The sequence below is a fragment of the Martelella alba genome (genome assembly GCF_006516955.1).
In the GTDB taxonomy this organism is placed as follows: domain Bacteria; phylum Pseudomonadota; class Alphaproteobacteria; order Rhizobiales; family Rhizobiaceae; genus Martelella; species Martelella alba.
In genome coordinates this window covers 523,353-537,529 of record NZ_VHLG01000002.1, presented here as the reverse complement: position 1 = coordinate 537,529, position 14,177 = coordinate 523,353, and the positions used below count along the sequence as shown (strand labels likewise).

Genomic DNA, 14,177 nt, shown 5'->3' with positions numbered 1-14,177 from the left:
CGTTCTCGCCGTCAGCGCGTTTCCGTCCTGTCTTTTTTGTTCCCCTTGTTTGGTGCGTCGCGGCGGCGGTCAATCTGACCGTCGCTGATCGCCGGACCGGAGTACGCGCATGCTCGCCACGCGACGTATAGTATCTATCGGCTTTGCCATCGCCGCCGCGCTGATTGCGACGCGACTGGCTGTTGATGTGTTCTTTGCCGATGGAATGGACTGGGTGGATTTCGTGCGGATTTTCCTGTCCACCGCAACTTCAGCCTGGATCGCCTGGGGGGCGGCACTTGGCATTGGCGGACTCATTCCCGGATGGAAGCGCAAGATTGCGCGCGCTGAGCTTTCAGAAAGCGGCATGGGCGCGCGCACGGCGATATTGGTGCCGGTCTACCATGAGGACGCTAGGGCAACCTTCTCTGCCGTGGCGGCAATGGCCGAAAGCCTGAGGGCAACGGGACATGGCGGTCTTTTTGATTTCGTCGTCCTGTCCGATAGCCGCAACCCGGAAATTGTCGCCGATGAGGAAGGCTGGTTCCTGACGCTGCAACAGGAGGTCGGTGAGCCGATCGGCGTCTATTATCGCCGCCGCAGCGACAATTCCGGCAAGAAGGCCGGTAATATCGGCGAGTTCGTTCGCCATTATGGCGCTGGCTATAGCTATCTTCTGATCCTTGATGCCGACAGCCTGATGGAAGGGCAGACGGTGGTGGAAATGCTCCGCCGCATGGAAGCCGAACCTCGGCTCGGCCTGTTGCAGAGCCTGCCCAAGGTGATTGGCGCAGAGAGCTGGTTTGCGCGCGCGCTGCAGTTCTCTGCCGGACTGTTCTCGCCGATCTATACCCGTGGCCTTGCCGGGCTGCAGGGAACCGAAGGCCCATTCTGGGGCCATAATGCGCTGGTGCGGACTGAAGCTTTTGCCGAGAGCTGCGGCCTGCCGGAACTGCGCGGCGCGGCGCCCTTTGGTGGCCATATTCTCAGCCATGATTATGTCGAGGCCGCTCTTCTGGCCCGGCGCGACTGGATTGTCCGGGTTGATCCCGATCTTGCCGGTTCCTATGAGCAGGGGCCGCAGAATGTGATCGATTTCGCCAAGCGTGACCGGCGCTGGTGCCAGGGCAATCTGCAGCATATCAAGCTGATCGGTGCGCCGGGGCTGAAGGGCTGGAACCGTTTCACCTTCCTGCAGGGCATCATGGCCTATCTGACCTCGCCGCTATGGATGCTGTTCATCATCGCCTGCATCGTTGCGCCGCTGTTCGCGCCGGAGCCGGATTATTTCCCGACGCCCTATCTTCATGCGATTTTTCCGCGTGCCGAAACCGCGCTGGCGGTCACGATGATGGTAGGGGTCGGCGGTCTCCTGATCGGGCCGAAACTTTTGATCGCGCTCAGAAGCGGGCTGACCGGTGAGGCGCGTGCCTCGGGTGGATTCTTTGCCGTGTTCTGGTCGACGCTGGTCGAGATCATATGGTCGTCGCTGCTGGCGCCGATCACGCTGATGTATCAGAGCCGCTCGGTGGTTCAGGTTCTGCTCGGCATGGATGGCGGCTGGCCAGCCTCCAACCGCGAAGGGCAGACGCTTTCTGTCTCCGATGCCTTTCATGCCAGCTGGTGGATCGTGGCGACCGGGCTGTTGCTGCTGATCGGCTCGAACATGCTGGCGCCGGATCTGTTTTACTGGCTGATGCCGATCGCCGTACCGCAGATCCTCGCTCCTTTCATGATTGCCTTTACCTCATCGAAGCGTTCCGGGGTGATCGCCGCCAGGCTTGGCCTGTTCAAAACGGTAGAGGAGCGTCAGCCGACTTCCGTCATTCTCAGCCAGCGCACGATCCAGTCGCGCTGGGAGGCTGAGGCGGACGAAATGCCCGAACTTGCACGGGATGATTTGAAGCAGGCAAATGAGCCTGTCAGCGTTCAGGCGCTGCACGGATAGAGCAATGAACACAATTGATGGCAAGGTACAGAACGGGCTTTTCCCTCAGAAGAAAAGCCTGCGGGACGCGCGCATCGACGTTTTGCGCGGTCTGGCGCTGATCATGATTTTCATTGATCATGTGCCGGGGAATTTCTTTTCCAATTACACGATCCGCATGTTCGGCTTTTCCGACGCGGCGGAAGGCTTCGTGCTGATTGCCGGTGTTTCCGCCGGTCTTGCCTATTCGCGCGGTTACTATCAGGGCTGCTATGGCGAGACGACGGCCAATATCTTTCAGCGGATGAAAACGATCTACGGCGTCCACATTCTATCAAGCCTTGCCGGCATCATCGTGGTCCTGCTTGCGGCATCCTTCTTTCCGTTAACCGGTTATGTCGGCTCGCTCGGCATCACCAAGGTCATCACCGCACCCTTCGAGACGCTGACCGGATTGTTTCTGCTGACCTATCAGATCGCCTATTTCAACATCCTGCCGCTTTACCTGGTGCTGTTCTTGTTTCTGCCGGCGCTGATGTGGCTGGGAACACGCAGCCTCATGCTGATGCTTGCGGTGTCGGCCGGCATTTTCGTGCTTGGCCGCATCGTGCCGCTTCACATGTTTAACTGGCCGCAGGGTGGCGGCTGGTATTTCAATCCGTTTTGCTGGCAGTTCCTCTTTGCCATCGGGCTTGCCGGTGGCATGTCGGCCAAGCGCGGGGAACGCTGGATCCCCTTCTCGCCGGCATTGTTTCTGGTGTCGCTGGCCATCGTCCTGTTTGCCGCCTACTGGCAGTTCATCGTGCGCGATGCGTTTCCCTGGCCGGATGAAACGCCGCGCTTCATCGCCGATCAGCGCAAGGACATGCTGGCGCTGATCAGGCTCGCCAATGTGCTGGCTCTGGCCTATGTGCTGACCTCGATCCCGGCATTCTCGGTGCTGGCGCGATCATCGGTCATGCGGCCGGTCGAGGTTCTCGGGCGGGCAAGCCTTGTAACCTTTGCCACGGGATCGGTCATTGCGATGATGTTGCAGACCCTGCGCGCGGTTGTCGATACGAGCCTGCTGCAAGATTGCGCGCTGCTTCTGGCGGGCTTTGCCGGCCAATATTGGGCGGCACGCTGGTCTCTGGAGCGGCGTCAGCGCCTGCGGGAGGCAGGCCGTCGCCGCCGGGTCATTGCCTTCGTACCGGCCCCGCTTGGCAATGATGATGTAACCGAACAGCCCGGTTTGTCGCCGGATCCGGATTTGCGCCGCCAGTGAGCTGCGCGCTCACGCGGTTGCGACAACAGGCTTTCTCACCGGTGCCGGCTGGTGTTCCCCAAGCCGGATCCGCTTCAGGCAGAGCGATGCGCAAAGGCCGATCAGCGCCAGTGTGACAGAGAACATGAACAGGTTGGCAAAGGCGTCGGAATAGCCGGCTATTGCGGCGGTGTGGGCCTGGCCCGTCAGAGCCGAAAGCGCGGTCGGTGTCAATTCTGCAAGACTGCCAGCGCCAGGGATCGTACCGGCATGGTCAAGGCCTTCCGCGAGAATGGCGCCATAGACCGAGATGGCTGTGGCTGCTCCAATCATACGCGACAGCGTCACGGTGCCGGTGGCCGCCCCAATATCACCGCCGCGGGCGGCATTTTGCACACCGAGCACCGGAACCTGCTGGCCAAAGCCGATCCCCATGCCCTGAAGCGCCATCAGGATGGCAATCAGCCAGAGCGGTGACACCGGCGCAAACAGCATTAGCAGGATGAAGGCGGTACCCGACAGGCACATGCTGGCGACGGCATAACGCTTGTAATAGCCGGTCTTTGCGATCAGCCGGCCGGTGGTGAGCGAGCCGAAGACGATGCCGAGCGTCACCGGAATGAAGAACAGACCGGCTTTGGCCGGGGCAAGGCCGTGAACGGTCTGCAGATAAAGGGCAAAATAATTGACCATGCCAAGGGCGATGCCACCGCTTGCCACCGAAAGAATGATCAGCAGCGCGACAGTGGGGTTTTTCAGCAGTGACAGCGGGATGATCGGCTCTGGCGCGCGCCGTTCGACCAGGACCCAGGCAATGGCGAACAGGATGGCCAGAGCGATGACCATGAGGCTTTGCCGGGCAATCATCGAGCCGAAGATTTCGCTTGAATCGCTCCACAGCACGATACCGGTCACACTTGCCGCCAGCAGCAGGGCGCCGGCCAGATCGATTTTCGGCTTGCGGTCGGGCTTGCGGTTCGGCACCAGAAGCGCAAGCCCGGCAAGCACGATCAGGCCAAGCGGCAGATTGATCAGAAAGATCGAACGCCAGCCAAAGGCTGCCGTCATCGTGCCGCCAAGCATCGGGCCGAAGGCACCGGAGGTCATGATCACCAGCGAGGTGTAGCTTTGATAGCGCGCGCGCTCGCGGCCGGGAAACAGATCGGCATTCAGCGCGAAGATCGACACCATCAACCCGCCGCCGCCGAAGCCCTGCAGCACGCGGGCGGCAATCAGCGTGTTCATGGAAACGGCGAGGCCACAGGTCAGCGAGCCGATCAGGAAGATCGTCACCGCTGTCATCAGTACATATTTGCGGCCGATCAGATCACCGAGCTTGCCATAGACCGGCATGACGGCACAGGTTGCCAGAAGGTAGGCGGAGGCGACCCAGCCAAAGCGTTCCATATGACCGAAATCGCCGACAATCGTCGGCAGCGCGGTTGAGACGATCTGGTTGTCCAGCGTTGCCAGAAACATCGCCATCAGCAGAAACAGAAAGACGATGATGCGCAGCCGCGGATTTTCGACGAGGGAAACGAAATTGCCTTGCTGGTTCATTAAGGGCGGATCCGGCGTTTAAGGGGTTTCGATCGGCTTTGTGCCATGCAAGGGGGGAAGAGCCCTGGGCGGAGCCTCGGTATGGATGCGAATACATGTGTTTGCGCATCCTGAAATGATGTTTCATGGACTGAAGTTGACGGAATATGTGCGAAAGTCATGTATTTGTCAATGTCATGCGCGTGCCAAGGTCATATTTCCACGTGCGCGATTTCCTGCTAAAGCATTGATGCATGAATCATGAACAGGACAAGCACGCCTCGCAACAGGCCTCACCGGACGCGATCGAACGGATTTCAGCCGCAATGACCCGCAATCGTCTGATGACGCGGCGGCGTATCATCGGCAGGCTGGCGATTGCAAAAGTGGCGCCTGCGCTCGAAGTTTCACACCTTGATGTGCTTGACGCGGTGCGCCGCGCCAGCACCAAGGGCGATGCGACCATTGGCATTGTTGCCGAAAGCATGCGTATCGACCCGTCGCGCGCCAGCCGGATTGTTGCCGAGATGGTGAGCGAGGGCGTGCTGGAGCGTCGCGTGTGCCAGAGCGATGCCCGGCGCACGGTGCTGGTCATGACGGAGCGTGGAGGTGAACTGGTTCAGGAGATCCGCAAGGTAAAGCGGGAGCTTCTGCACTCCATCACGGACAGCTGGCCAAAGGAAGATGTCGAGGTCTTCGCCAGGCTTTACGAGCGCTTCATCGCCGGGCTGGAACAGCGAACCGGCGAATATTCAGCGCAGCAGACCGGCGCCAAGAGTGATGACAGCGCCTGAGCGATGAAAAGGGCGGCAGCCGTTCTGACATATTGAATCTGCACATCACGCCTTGCGAAAATCGGACCTGATTTTCGGGTCGATGCACCAGATGGGACTTTCGCTTGGCGCGGGCTTTCGCTATTGCCTTTTCCCATGACACAGACGGATTTCACCATATTGCTCGGCGGTGCGCTCAAGGTTGATGAGCGCCTCAGCGCATTTGTGGCCGGAAGTCGTTTCATCGCGGCCGATGGCGGCATGGTGCATGCCGCAGCCCTTGGTGTTACGCCCGAGCTCTGGGTTGGCGATTTCGATTCCAGCGATGCGGCGCTTTCCGCGCGGTTTCACACGGTCGCGCGCAAGACTTTTCCGCCTGCCAAGGCGGAGACGGATGGTGCGCTTGCGGTGCGTGAGGCCATTGCGCGTGGCGCCAGACGCATCATCATGGCCGGCGCGCTTTCCGGCGCGCGCTCCGACCATGCGATGATGAACATGCTGTTTGCCGTCAGCCTGGCTGAAGACGGGATCGAGATCATGCTGACCTCCGGCGAAGAGGAGGCCTATCCGTTGCTTGCAGGGACGCTTGAGATTGATCTTCCGTCGGGCGCGCTGTTTTCCGTGCTCGGCTTTTCCGATCTCACCGGGCTTTCGATCGAAAATGCCGGCTATCCGCTGCAAGGCTTTTCGGTTGCCTTCGGTTCACCCAGAACCGTTTCCAATATTGCCGGGCGCACCGGTGGTCCGGTCCGGCTGTCGCTTGATGCAGGCCGGGCGATCGTGCTGGCGCGGCCCCATGACTTTACGGGAGTTTGACTGATGGCACCGCCGATCCTGAAACTCGACGATATTCACCTAAGCTTCGGCGGCACGCCGCTTCTGGACGGCGCCGGACTGCAGGTCGAGCCGGGCGACCGGATCTGCCTTGTCGGGCGCAATGGCTCGGGCAAGTCGACGCTTTTGAAAATCGCCGCCGGTCTCGTCGAGGCGCAGTCGGGCGAGGTGTTCCGTCATCCCGGCTCCACCATTCGCTATCTCGAACAGGCGCCGGATTTCTCCGGTTTTGATACGGCAGAGGCCTATGTGGTTGCCGGTCTGGCGCCGGGTGATGATCACTATCGCGCCACCTATCTGATGGAACATCTGGGCGTTGACCCGGCAGCCGACCCGAAAACGCTTTCGGGTGGTGAGGCGCGCCGCGCCGCTTTGGCGCGCGTTCTGGCGCCTGAACCGGACATCCTGCTTCTGGACGAGCCGACCAACCATCTCGATCTCACCACGATCGAATGGCTGGAAGAAGAGCTGAAGGGCACGCGTTCGGCGCTGGTGCTGATCTCGCATGACCGGCGCTTTTTGGAAAATGTTTCCAGCGCCACGGTCTGGCTCGATCGTGGCACGGCACGGCGTCTGAATGAGGGCTTTGCCGGTTTTGAGGCCTGGCGCGACAAGGTGCTGGAGGAAGAAGAGGCCGAACAGCACAAGCTCGGCCGCGCCATCGTGCGCGAGGAACACTGGCTGCGCTATGGCGTGACGGCCAGGCGCAAGCGCAATATGCGCCGCCTTGGCGAGCTGCATGACATGCGCGCGCGCCATCGTGCCCATCAGGGGCCGCAGGGCACGGTCAAGGCCAGCGTGGCAGATAGCCGGGAATCCGGCAAACTGGTGATCGAGGCGGAAAACATCACCAAGTCCTTTGGTGATAAACAGGTGGTCAAGCCCTTTTCGATCCGCGTCCAGCGTGGCGATCGCATCGGTCTCGTTGGCCCCAATGGCGCGGGCAAGACGACACTTCTGAAGCTGCTCACCGGCCAGCTGGCACCCGATGAAGGTTTTGTCCGTCTCGGCGTCAATCTGGAGATCGCGACGATTGACCAGAAGCGCGAGGAGCTGAACCCCGACGATACGCTGGCGCATTATCTGACCGACGGGCGCGGCGAAAACCTGCTGGTCAATGGCGAGCAGCGTCATGTTTCCGGCTATATGAAGGATTTTCTGTTCCAGCCGGAACAGGCGCGCACGCCGATCCGCAATCTTTCCGGCGGTGAGCGGGCGCGGCTGATGCTGGCGCGCATTCTGGCCCGTCCGGCCAATCTTCTGATCCTCGACGAGCCGACCAACGACCTTGATATCGAGACGCTGGATCTGCTGCAGGAAATCGTTGCCGGTTTTTCAGGCAGCGTCATTCTCGTTTCGCATGACCGTGATTTTCTCGACCGCACCGTGACGACCACGATTGCGTCGAAAGTACCGCTTTCGCCCGATGGCGAATGGCTGGAATATGCCGGCGGCTATTCCGACATGCAGGCCCAGCGCAAGGGCGCGGCCGATGAGGCACGCCGGGCGGAAAAGGCGAAGAAGGAACGCCAGCAGGTCAGCGAGGCCAGTGCCGCGCCGCCGAAAAAACAGGGCAAGCTGTCCTTCAAGCAGAAATTCGCGCTCGAAAACCTGCCGAAAGAGATGGAAAAGCTCACCGCCGAGGTGGAAAAGCTGGAGGCGAAAATGGCCGATCCTGCCTTTTTCTCGCGCGATCCCGATGGTTTTTCCAAGGTTGCAAACGAGATCGCCAAGCTTCGCGACAGCCTCGCCGCCAAGGAGGAGGAATGGCTGGAGCTGGAAATGCTGCGCGAGGAACTGGAGGGCTGAGAGACCATGCCGGCGCTTGTCTATTTCGCCTATGGATCGAATATGCTCGGAGAAAGGCTCAGGCGGCGCTGCCCCACGGCCCGGTCGCTGGGCCTTGCGCGGCTCGATCATTTCAGTCTTGCCTTTGACAAGGCAGGGCGGGACCGCTCGGGCAAGGCAACCATCCTGCCCCAGGCAGAGACAGCTGTTTTCGGCGTTCTCTTCACCCTCGATCTGACCGAGCGCGCAGCGCTGGATGCGGCGGAAGGGCTCGGCCGGGGCTATGACCGCATCGACGAAATCACCGTTACGCGTCGCAATGACGGGCAGCGTCTTGCAGCAATGACCTATATTGCGCCACCTGCGCATCGCGACGCAAAGCTGAAATCCTTCGACTGGTATCGCGGGCTTGTGCTTGCCGGGGCCCACCAAAACGAATTGCCGGAGGACTACCGTGCCTGGCTTGCCGCCGCCGCCGCAATGGCGGATCCTGATCCGTCACGGCCGGGCCGGCTGGAGGCGCTTCAGGTTCTTGCCGCTGCCGGATATGCGCCGGATGGCAGCTTTCTCGGTTGAGGCGTGTTTCCGACTTGAAACTGACACAGGGTCTTTCGTAAATAGGGCGCGACGAGAATCCGGAAACGTCGCTTGTGTCGTCGGGAGAGAGGTTTTCCGGGCGGACGCCATACGCTGCGCCTTTCGGGGCACACCCGGATTGAAACGGGAATGAAATGTCAGATCATCACGGCGAGCCGTCAGAACACAGAAAGCAACGCTGGATCGGAACCTCTGCGGGGTCGTCCCGCCTGCCGCTGATCCCAGCTGTCTCGGCGGCGCGCTGGCTGCTGCTGCTGGTTATTCTGGCGGCGATCTATTTCTTTCATGGCTTCATCGTGCCGGTTCTCGCCGCGCTGATCATCGCCTTTGCCTCCGACCCGCTGTTTGAGGATCTGAAGCGCCGGCTTGGCAATCGCCGGCCGCTGGCGGCGGCAATTGCCATTCTGCTGATCCTCGCCTTCATCATCGTGCCGCTGGTCTTTGCCGTCTCCTATGTGCTGCGTGAGGCCGAAAGCTGGATCATCTGGGCAACCCAGGCCAATCGTTTCGGGGCGCCGCCACCCGAATGGATCACCACGCTGCCAGTGATTGGCGACTGGATCGCCGGCAAATGGCATGATTATCTCGGCAAGCCCGGCGATATCGGTCAGTTGATCCAGGCGGTCAGCGGAGAAAACATTGGCAGCATTTACCGCACGGCGCTGGCGCTTGGCGGCAAGTTCTTCAATCTCGTTCTCGCGCTGCTGTTCATGCTGATTGCGCTGTTCTTCATCTATAAGGACGGGCATAAATTCGCCGGCCAGCTTGACATGCTCGGCGAGCGGCTGTTTCCCGAGCGCTGGCAGCGCATCTCACGCGTGGTTCCGGCAACCATTTCGTCCACCGTTACCGGCATGACGCTGATCGCCATTGGCGAGGGGCTGGTGCTGGGCACCGCCTACTGGCTGGCCGGCGTGCCGAATTTCATCACTTTCGGCCTGATCACCGCCGTCATGGCGCTGATTCCCGGCGGCGCGCCTTTGACCTTCACGCTGATTTCCATCTATCTGATCGCCCGCGGCACGCCGGTCCACGGTCTCGGTCTTTTGACCTGGGGTACGATCGAATTGTTCATCGTCGACAAGACTTTGCGCCCGCGCCTTGTCGGCGGTCCGATCAAGCTGCCCTTCCTGCCGACCTTTTTCGGTCTGGTTGGCGGCGTCAAGACCATGGGACTTGTCGGGCTTTTCGTCGGGCCGGTGCTGATGGCGCTGATTGTGGCGATCTGGCGCGAATGGGTGCTGGAGGCTGCCAGCAGCGAGCAGGCCGCCGCAGCGGCCCGCCATGCCGATGATGATGCGGAAGTGGTGACGCCCATTTCTGCACCGCCTGAGCGACCGGTCACATCGGGCGATTGACCGGGAAACGCGGCTTTCATCAAACCCGCTCGAGCGCCGTGCGTCTTTTTGGACGCACTAGGGAAGGATCGTGATTTTCGTTCTGCGCGAAAGATGCGGCAGGAGCACGCGCATGGCATGGCGGGAGATGGCGACACAGCCTTGCGTACCGGAAAAGTCCGGTCGCGCCAGATGCAGGAAGATTGCCGAACCTGCATGGCGCTTTCGCGCCGTCACATTCCAGTCGAGTACCCCGATCACATCATAAAGGCCGTCATCACGCAGCAGCTGTTCATGGCTCGGCGCGAAGGGCAGGCGGACCGGCCGGTTATAGCTGGCATTTTCAGGTGCGTCGCACCAGCCATTGCGGCCGGAAATCGGCTGGCGCTTCATTTGGCCTGCGGGAAAGCGGCAAGCGCGCGGGCGCTCCATGAGATCCAGAAGTGCCATGCTGGCAAGCGGCGTCTTGCCATCGCCTTCCCGCTTGCGGCTGCTGATGCCGTTCACGCCGATGGCGGCCGGAAAGCAGAGCTGTCCGAAGCGCAGAACCGCCCGATGCGGTGCGCCGGGCAGGCGGCTGACGACAATGCGAGCCTGCTGCGGTATTATGGTATTCTGTCGTGGATAGTGGCGGGAATTGCTGTGGGTCACGGATTTTTGCTTTGTCTGTGAAAACGGACTAACGTCATAGCAATAAGCTCCGGACAATAATGGTGCAATGGCAGGTGTTCAGGCCTGCCGAACAGGGAAGGATGGCGTATGACGGCAAGGACGATCCTGCTTGTGGACGATGATGAGGATCTGCGTGACACGCTTGTGGAGCAGCTTGAGCTCTATGATGAATTTGTCATTCATGCAGCAGGCACTGCCGCCCAGTCGATCAAGCTTGCCCGTGAAGGCCAGATCGATGTGCTGATCATGGATGTCGGGCTTCCGGACATGGATGGCCGCGAAGCGGTGAAGCTTTTGCGCAAGAACGGCTTCAAGGCGCCAATCATCATGCTGACCGGCCATGATACGGACAGCGACACCATTTTAGGCCTTGAGGCGGGTGCCAATGATTATGTGGCAAAACCGTTTCGCTTTGCCGTGCTTCTGGCGCGTATCCGCGCGCAATTGCGCCAGCATGAACAGAGTGAGGATGCCACTTTCAAGGTCGGTCCCTACACGTTCAAGCCGGGGCAGAAGGTGTTTACCGATCTTGCCGGCAAAAAAATCCGCCTGACCGAGAAAGAGGCGGCCATCGTGCGCTATCTCTATCGCGCCGGTCAGAAGGTTGTCACGCGCGACATGCTGCTGGAGGAGGTCTGGGGCTATAATTCGGGCGTTACCACCCATACGCTGGAAACCCATGTCTATCGCTTGCGGCAGAAGATCGAGGAAGATCCGTCTAATGCGCGCATTCTTGTCACGGAAAACGGCGGTTACAAGCTGGTACCCTGACCAGTCATGGCCTATAGGGGAGTCATTGCCAGCGGTTAAGACGAAGAGGGAGACTGGGGATGGCACTTTCCCGCGACATTGAGGTTCTGCGCCGAACCGATCTCTTCTCCGGCTTTACCGGCGATCAGCTGCTGCTTGTCGCCTTCACCGCGCGGCAGATCCGGCTGGAGCCCGGTGAAGTCCTGCTCAGGGAAAATGATATCAGCGAAGGTGCCTATGTGGTGGCCGAGGGCAAGCTGTCGCTGGAAGCGGGCGGCAGTTCCTGTGGTATTGCAGGTCCTGGCAGCGTGCTGGCCGAGGTGGCGCTGGTCAGCCCCATCGCGCACCGGCTGACAGCAATGGCGGATCTCAGATCAGAGATTTTCTTCATCGGCCGAGAGGCCTTCATCAAGCTTGTCGGGGAATATCCCGATATCGGTGAAGCCATGGACCGGCGGTTGCGCCAGGGCTTTGCCGAAATGGTCAGCGCGCTTGATTCGGTGCGCACAAGGCTGTCCGATTTCTGATCGATCCAGACTGTTGACAAAGTCATTCAGCTTGTCTGTTTTTTTGGCCCCCCCTCCGTCGTCATCCCCGTGCTTGTCACGGGGATCCATATTCTTAAGGCTTTGAATACGCTCAGTCTTTCGCCGCGCGAACGCGCGCCGGCTGGATGCCTGTGGACCACGCACCGGCATGACGTCAGAAAAGGTGGCGAGGTTTGTCGGCAGTCTGAATGCCCCGCAGCGCGGGGCATCGTCCTATCAACGGCTCCCAAGCGCCGCCGCTTTCCCAGGACATGCCTCAGGCGCCGAGATGGCGTTCGCCGCGTCGCTTCGAAAGGGCGATCTGGTGCTGGCGCTCGCGGAAGCGGGCCCGGTCCTCAGCGCCATAGAGCGTTTCGCAATGGGGACATGAGACGCCTTCTTCGTAGGAGGGCATGGCCTGTTCTTCCGGCGTGACCGGATGGCCGCAGGCGTGGCAGAGAATATGTCCGCCCTCTTTCAGGCCGTGGGTCAGCGAGACGCGCTCGTCAAAGACAAAGCAGGCGCCTTCCCACAGGCTTTCATCTTCCGGCACCTCTTCGAGATATTTCAAAATCCCGCCCTTGAGGTGATAGACCTCGTCAAAGCCTTGTTCCTTCATATAGGCGGAGGCCTTTTCGCAGCGAATGCCGCCGGTGCAGTACATGGCGATCTTCGGCTTGTTGTGCAGGCCGGCATTGGCCTTTACCCAGGAGGGGAATTCGCGAAAGGTCTTGGTCTTCGGGTCGACAGCGTTCTTGAACAGGCCGATAGCGGTCTCATAGTCATTACGGGTGTCGATCACCACGGTTTCGGGATCGGAAATCAGCGCATTCCAGTCCTTCGGCTCGATATAGGTGCCGACGATCTTCAGGGGATCGATATCCTCGACGCCCATGGTGACGATTTCCTTCTTCAGCCGCACCTTCATGCGGTTGAAGGGCATTTCCGAGGCCTGGCTTTCCTTGTGCACGAGACCGGCAAATTCCGGCCTGGCGCGAATGAAATCCAATATCGCGGCAATGCCTTCCGGGCTGCCGGCAATCGTGCCGTTAATGCCCTCATGGGCCAGAAGCAGCGTGCCGCGAATGCCTTCTGCTTCAGCCTTTTCAAGGAGCGGGGCGCGGAAATCGCGGAAATCGGGGAAGCGCGCGAAGTGATAGAGTGCTGCGACCAGAAAGGGTCCGTGCTCAGCCATGGCCGTGTCCTGCCGTTCTTGATGTTTTTCAAGTCCTGTCATGGCGCGGGTCAATACACCCTTCGCCCCGTGTTTGGCAAATCAAACCTGCCTGAAGTGCCCGGATGAAAGGGGTTTCAGCCCCGCCAGAGCCGTTCGATCACCTGTGCCTCGCGGTCGGGATCGTCGGAATAAAGGGGGCGTGCCAGCTTGATGGCTGTCTTGCGCAGACAGGCCCGTTCCGCAAGGGCTGCCTTGACGACGGTTCCAGCCTGCCCATCGCTGATGGCGAGGCCTGCTGTTGAGCCGAGAAGCGCCAGCAGCACGCTCAGATCATGCTCATGGCCGAGAAGATCGGCAAGTCGCTTGGCCCGCTCGCGTCTGGCGGAAAAGCCCGATGGCCAGATCAGCACGGCAAGGCTGGAAAACATCCAGTAGTCCTGGCTGCGTTTGCGCAATTCGTGGAAATCCTCATCGGTGCCACCGGCGCGCGCTGACATCAGCGCCACCTGGGCAGCGCTCAGCATCCTGTACCAGCCTGTGGCAATGCGGCTGGCCGCCGTCTTGCGGCCGGGGGCAAATTCATGGGCTTTGATCGCGTCCATCGCTGCCTTGCAGGTACCAATGGCGACGGTGACCTTGCGTTCCAGCGCGCCATCACTCATGGCAATGTCATCACGGCGGACCGTCAGCGCGCGTTCCAGTGCATAAAGCGCCATATCAGTGCTGCCATCGGGACCGAGGCCACGCAGATAACCGACGGTCTCGATCAGCGCGGTCGCATCGCGTTCGGCCGAAAGTGAGGCAGACATTTCGCGGATGCGGGCATTCTCCCGCCGGGCAAACCCCTTGGCATCGGCGCGGGCGAAGCGGTAAAGCCCGCGCAGCCGCTTGAAACGCTTGCGCGCGGCATGCACTGCCTCGTGCAGCCCGTCAGGCCGCTCCGTCAAAAGCGTGATCGCCTTTGTCAGCTCCTCGGTCGCAACGGCGCGGAAAGCCTCGTTGAACGGCTTGTCGGGATCGATCTCGAAAGCCAT

Annotated in this window: 13 protein-coding genes; 9 read left to right on the top strand and 4 right to left on the bottom strand. The window is 60.5% G+C overall.

Annotated features, from left to right (window positions below; translation table 11 throughout):
• The first annotated feature begins 109 nt into the window (after nt 1-109).
• Both mdoH and FJU08_RS05880 read left to right on the top strand, forming a co-directional pair.
• On the top strand, nt 110-1,927 hold the full coding sequence (gene mdoH / locus FJU08_RS05885) for a glucans biosynthesis glucosyltransferase MdoH (protein ID WP_141148028.1): 1,818 nt from the start codon (nt 110-112) through the stop codon (nt 1,925-1,927).
• Between the two features lie 4 nt (nt 1,928-1,931).
• Nucleotides 1,932-3,170 carry an OpgC family protein gene (locus tag FJU08_RS05880; RefSeq protein WP_181409759.1) on the top strand — a complete coding sequence of 413 codons (1,239 nt, stop codon included), beginning with the start codon at nt 1,932-1,934 and terminating at the stop codon, nt 3,168-3,170.
• A 9-nt stretch (nt 3,171-3,179) separates the two neighbouring features.
• Here the strand turns inward: FJU08_RS05880 and FJU08_RS05875 are convergent, their stop codons facing one another.
• A complete protein-coding gene (locus FJU08_RS05875; protein WP_141148026.1) occupies nt 3,180-4,709 on the bottom strand; it encodes an MDR family MFS transporter in 1,530 nt (509 codons plus the stop codon).
• Nucleotides 4,710-4,942: 233 nt separating this feature from the next.
• On the opposite strand from FJU08_RS05875, the gene FJU08_RS05870 reads away from it, so the two are divergent.
• The 5 genes from FJU08_RS05870 to FJU08_RS05850 all read left to right on the top strand — a co-directional run bounded on the left by FJU08_RS05870 (nt 4,943) and on the right by FJU08_RS05850 (nt 10,038).
• Entirely contained in the window at nt 4,943-5,482 is a 540-nt protein-coding gene (locus tag FJU08_RS05870; protein WP_141148025.1) for a MarR family winged helix-turn-helix transcriptional regulator, read from the top strand.
• Between the two features lie 135 nt (nt 5,483-5,617).
• Nucleotides 5,618-6,277, top strand: coding sequence for a thiamine diphosphokinase (locus tag FJU08_RS05865; protein ID WP_141148024.1), 660 nt, complete (start codon nt 5,618-5,620; stop codon nt 6,275-6,277).
• Between the two features lie 3 nt (nt 6,278-6,280).
• A complete protein-coding gene (locus tag FJU08_RS05860; RefSeq protein WP_141148023.1) occupies nt 6,281-8,104 on the top strand; it encodes an ABC-F family ATP-binding cassette domain-containing protein in 1,824 nt (607 codons plus the stop codon).
• 6 nt (nt 8,105-8,110) lie between these two features.
• Nucleotides 8,111-8,659 (top strand): gamma-glutamylcyclotransferase family protein, encoded by a 549-nt coding sequence (locus tag FJU08_RS05855; protein WP_141148022.1) that lies wholly within the window; start codon nt 8,111-8,113, stop codon nt 8,657-8,659.
• A gap of 155 nt (nt 8,660-8,814) precedes the next feature.
• Nucleotides 8,815-10,038 carry an AI-2E family transporter gene (locus FJU08_RS05850; RefSeq protein ID WP_141148021.1) on the top strand — a complete coding sequence of 408 codons (1,224 nt, stop codon included), beginning with the start codon at nt 8,815-8,817 and terminating at the stop codon, nt 10,036-10,038.
• Nucleotides 10,039-10,095: 57 nt separating this feature from the next.
• Here FJU08_RS05850 and FJU08_RS05845 read toward each other — a convergent pair whose 3' ends face one another.
• Nucleotides 10,096-10,668, bottom strand: coding sequence for a L,D-transpeptidase family protein (locus FJU08_RS05845; protein ID WP_235890587.1), 573 nt, complete (start codon nt 10,666-10,668; stop codon nt 10,096-10,098).
• 108 nt (nt 10,669-10,776) lie between these two features.
• Between FJU08_RS05845 and FJU08_RS05840 the strand changes: the two genes are divergently transcribed.
• Nucleotides 10,777-11,460, top strand: coding sequence for a response regulator transcription factor (locus FJU08_RS05840; RefSeq protein ID WP_141148020.1), 684 nt, complete (start codon nt 10,777-10,779; stop codon nt 11,458-11,460).
• Nucleotides 11,461-11,519: 59 nt separating this feature from the next.
• Entirely contained in the window at nt 11,520-11,966 is a 447-nt protein-coding gene (locus FJU08_RS05835) for a cyclic nucleotide-binding domain-containing protein (RefSeq protein WP_141148019.1), read from the top strand.
• 277 nt (nt 11,967-12,243) lie between these two features.
• Here the strand turns inward: FJU08_RS05835 and trhO are convergent, their stop codons facing one another.
• Nucleotides 12,244-13,161 (bottom strand): oxygen-dependent tRNA uridine(34) hydroxylase TrhO, encoded by a 918-nt coding sequence (gene trhO, locus FJU08_RS05830; protein ID WP_141148018.1) that lies wholly within the window; start codon nt 13,159-13,161, stop codon nt 12,244-12,246.
• 116 nt (nt 13,162-13,277) lie between these two features.
• Nucleotides 13,278-14,177, bottom strand: a complete 900-nt coding sequence (locus tag FJU08_RS05825) for a CHAD domain-containing protein (protein WP_141148017.1) — start codon at nt 14,175-14,177, stop codon at nt 13,278-13,280.

What these genes read in the sequence shown, in the direction of transcription:
- mdoH (WP_141148028.1), top strand. Translation starts at nt 110, where the DNA reads ATGCTCGCCACGCGACGTATAGTATCTATCGGCTTTGCCATCGCCGCC.
- FJU08_RS05880 (WP_181409759.1), top strand. Translation starts at nt 1,932, where the DNA reads ATGAACACAATTGATGGCAAGGTACAGAACGGGCTTTTCCCTCAGAAG.
- FJU08_RS05875 (WP_141148026.1), bottom strand. Translation starts at nt 4,709, where the DNA reads ATGAACCAGCAAGGCAATTTCGTTTCCCTCGTCGAAAATCCGCGGCTG.
- FJU08_RS05870 (WP_141148025.1), top strand. Translation starts at nt 4,943, where the DNA reads ATGAATCATGAACAGGACAAGCACGCCTCGCAACAGGCCTCACCGGAC.
- FJU08_RS05865 (WP_141148024.1), top strand. Translation starts at nt 5,618, where the DNA reads ATGACACAGACGGATTTCACCATATTGCTCGGCGGTGCGCTCAAGGTT.
- FJU08_RS05860 (WP_141148023.1), top strand. Translation starts at nt 6,281, where the DNA reads ATGGCACCGCCGATCCTGAAACTCGACGATATTCACCTAAGCTTCGGC.
- FJU08_RS05855 (WP_141148022.1), top strand. Translation starts at nt 8,111, where the DNA reads ATGCCGGCGCTTGTCTATTTCGCCTATGGATCGAATATGCTCGGAGAA.
- FJU08_RS05850 (WP_141148021.1), top strand. Translation starts at nt 8,815, where the DNA reads ATGTCAGATCATCACGGCGAGCCGTCAGAACACAGAAAGCAACGCTGG.
- FJU08_RS05840 (WP_141148020.1), top strand. Translation starts at nt 10,777, where the DNA reads ATGACGGCAAGGACGATCCTGCTTGTGGACGATGATGAGGATCTGCGT.
- FJU08_RS05835 (WP_141148019.1), top strand. Translation starts at nt 11,520, where the DNA reads ATGGCACTTTCCCGCGACATTGAGGTTCTGCGCCGAACCGATCTCTTC.
- trhO (WP_141148018.1), bottom strand. Translation starts at nt 13,161, where the DNA reads ATGGCTGAGCACGGACCCTTTCTGGTCGCAGCACTCTATCACTTCGCG.
- FJU08_RS05825 (WP_141148017.1), bottom strand. Translation starts at nt 14,177, where the DNA reads ATGGCTTTCGAGATCGATCCCGACAAGCCGTTCAACGAGGCTTTCCGC.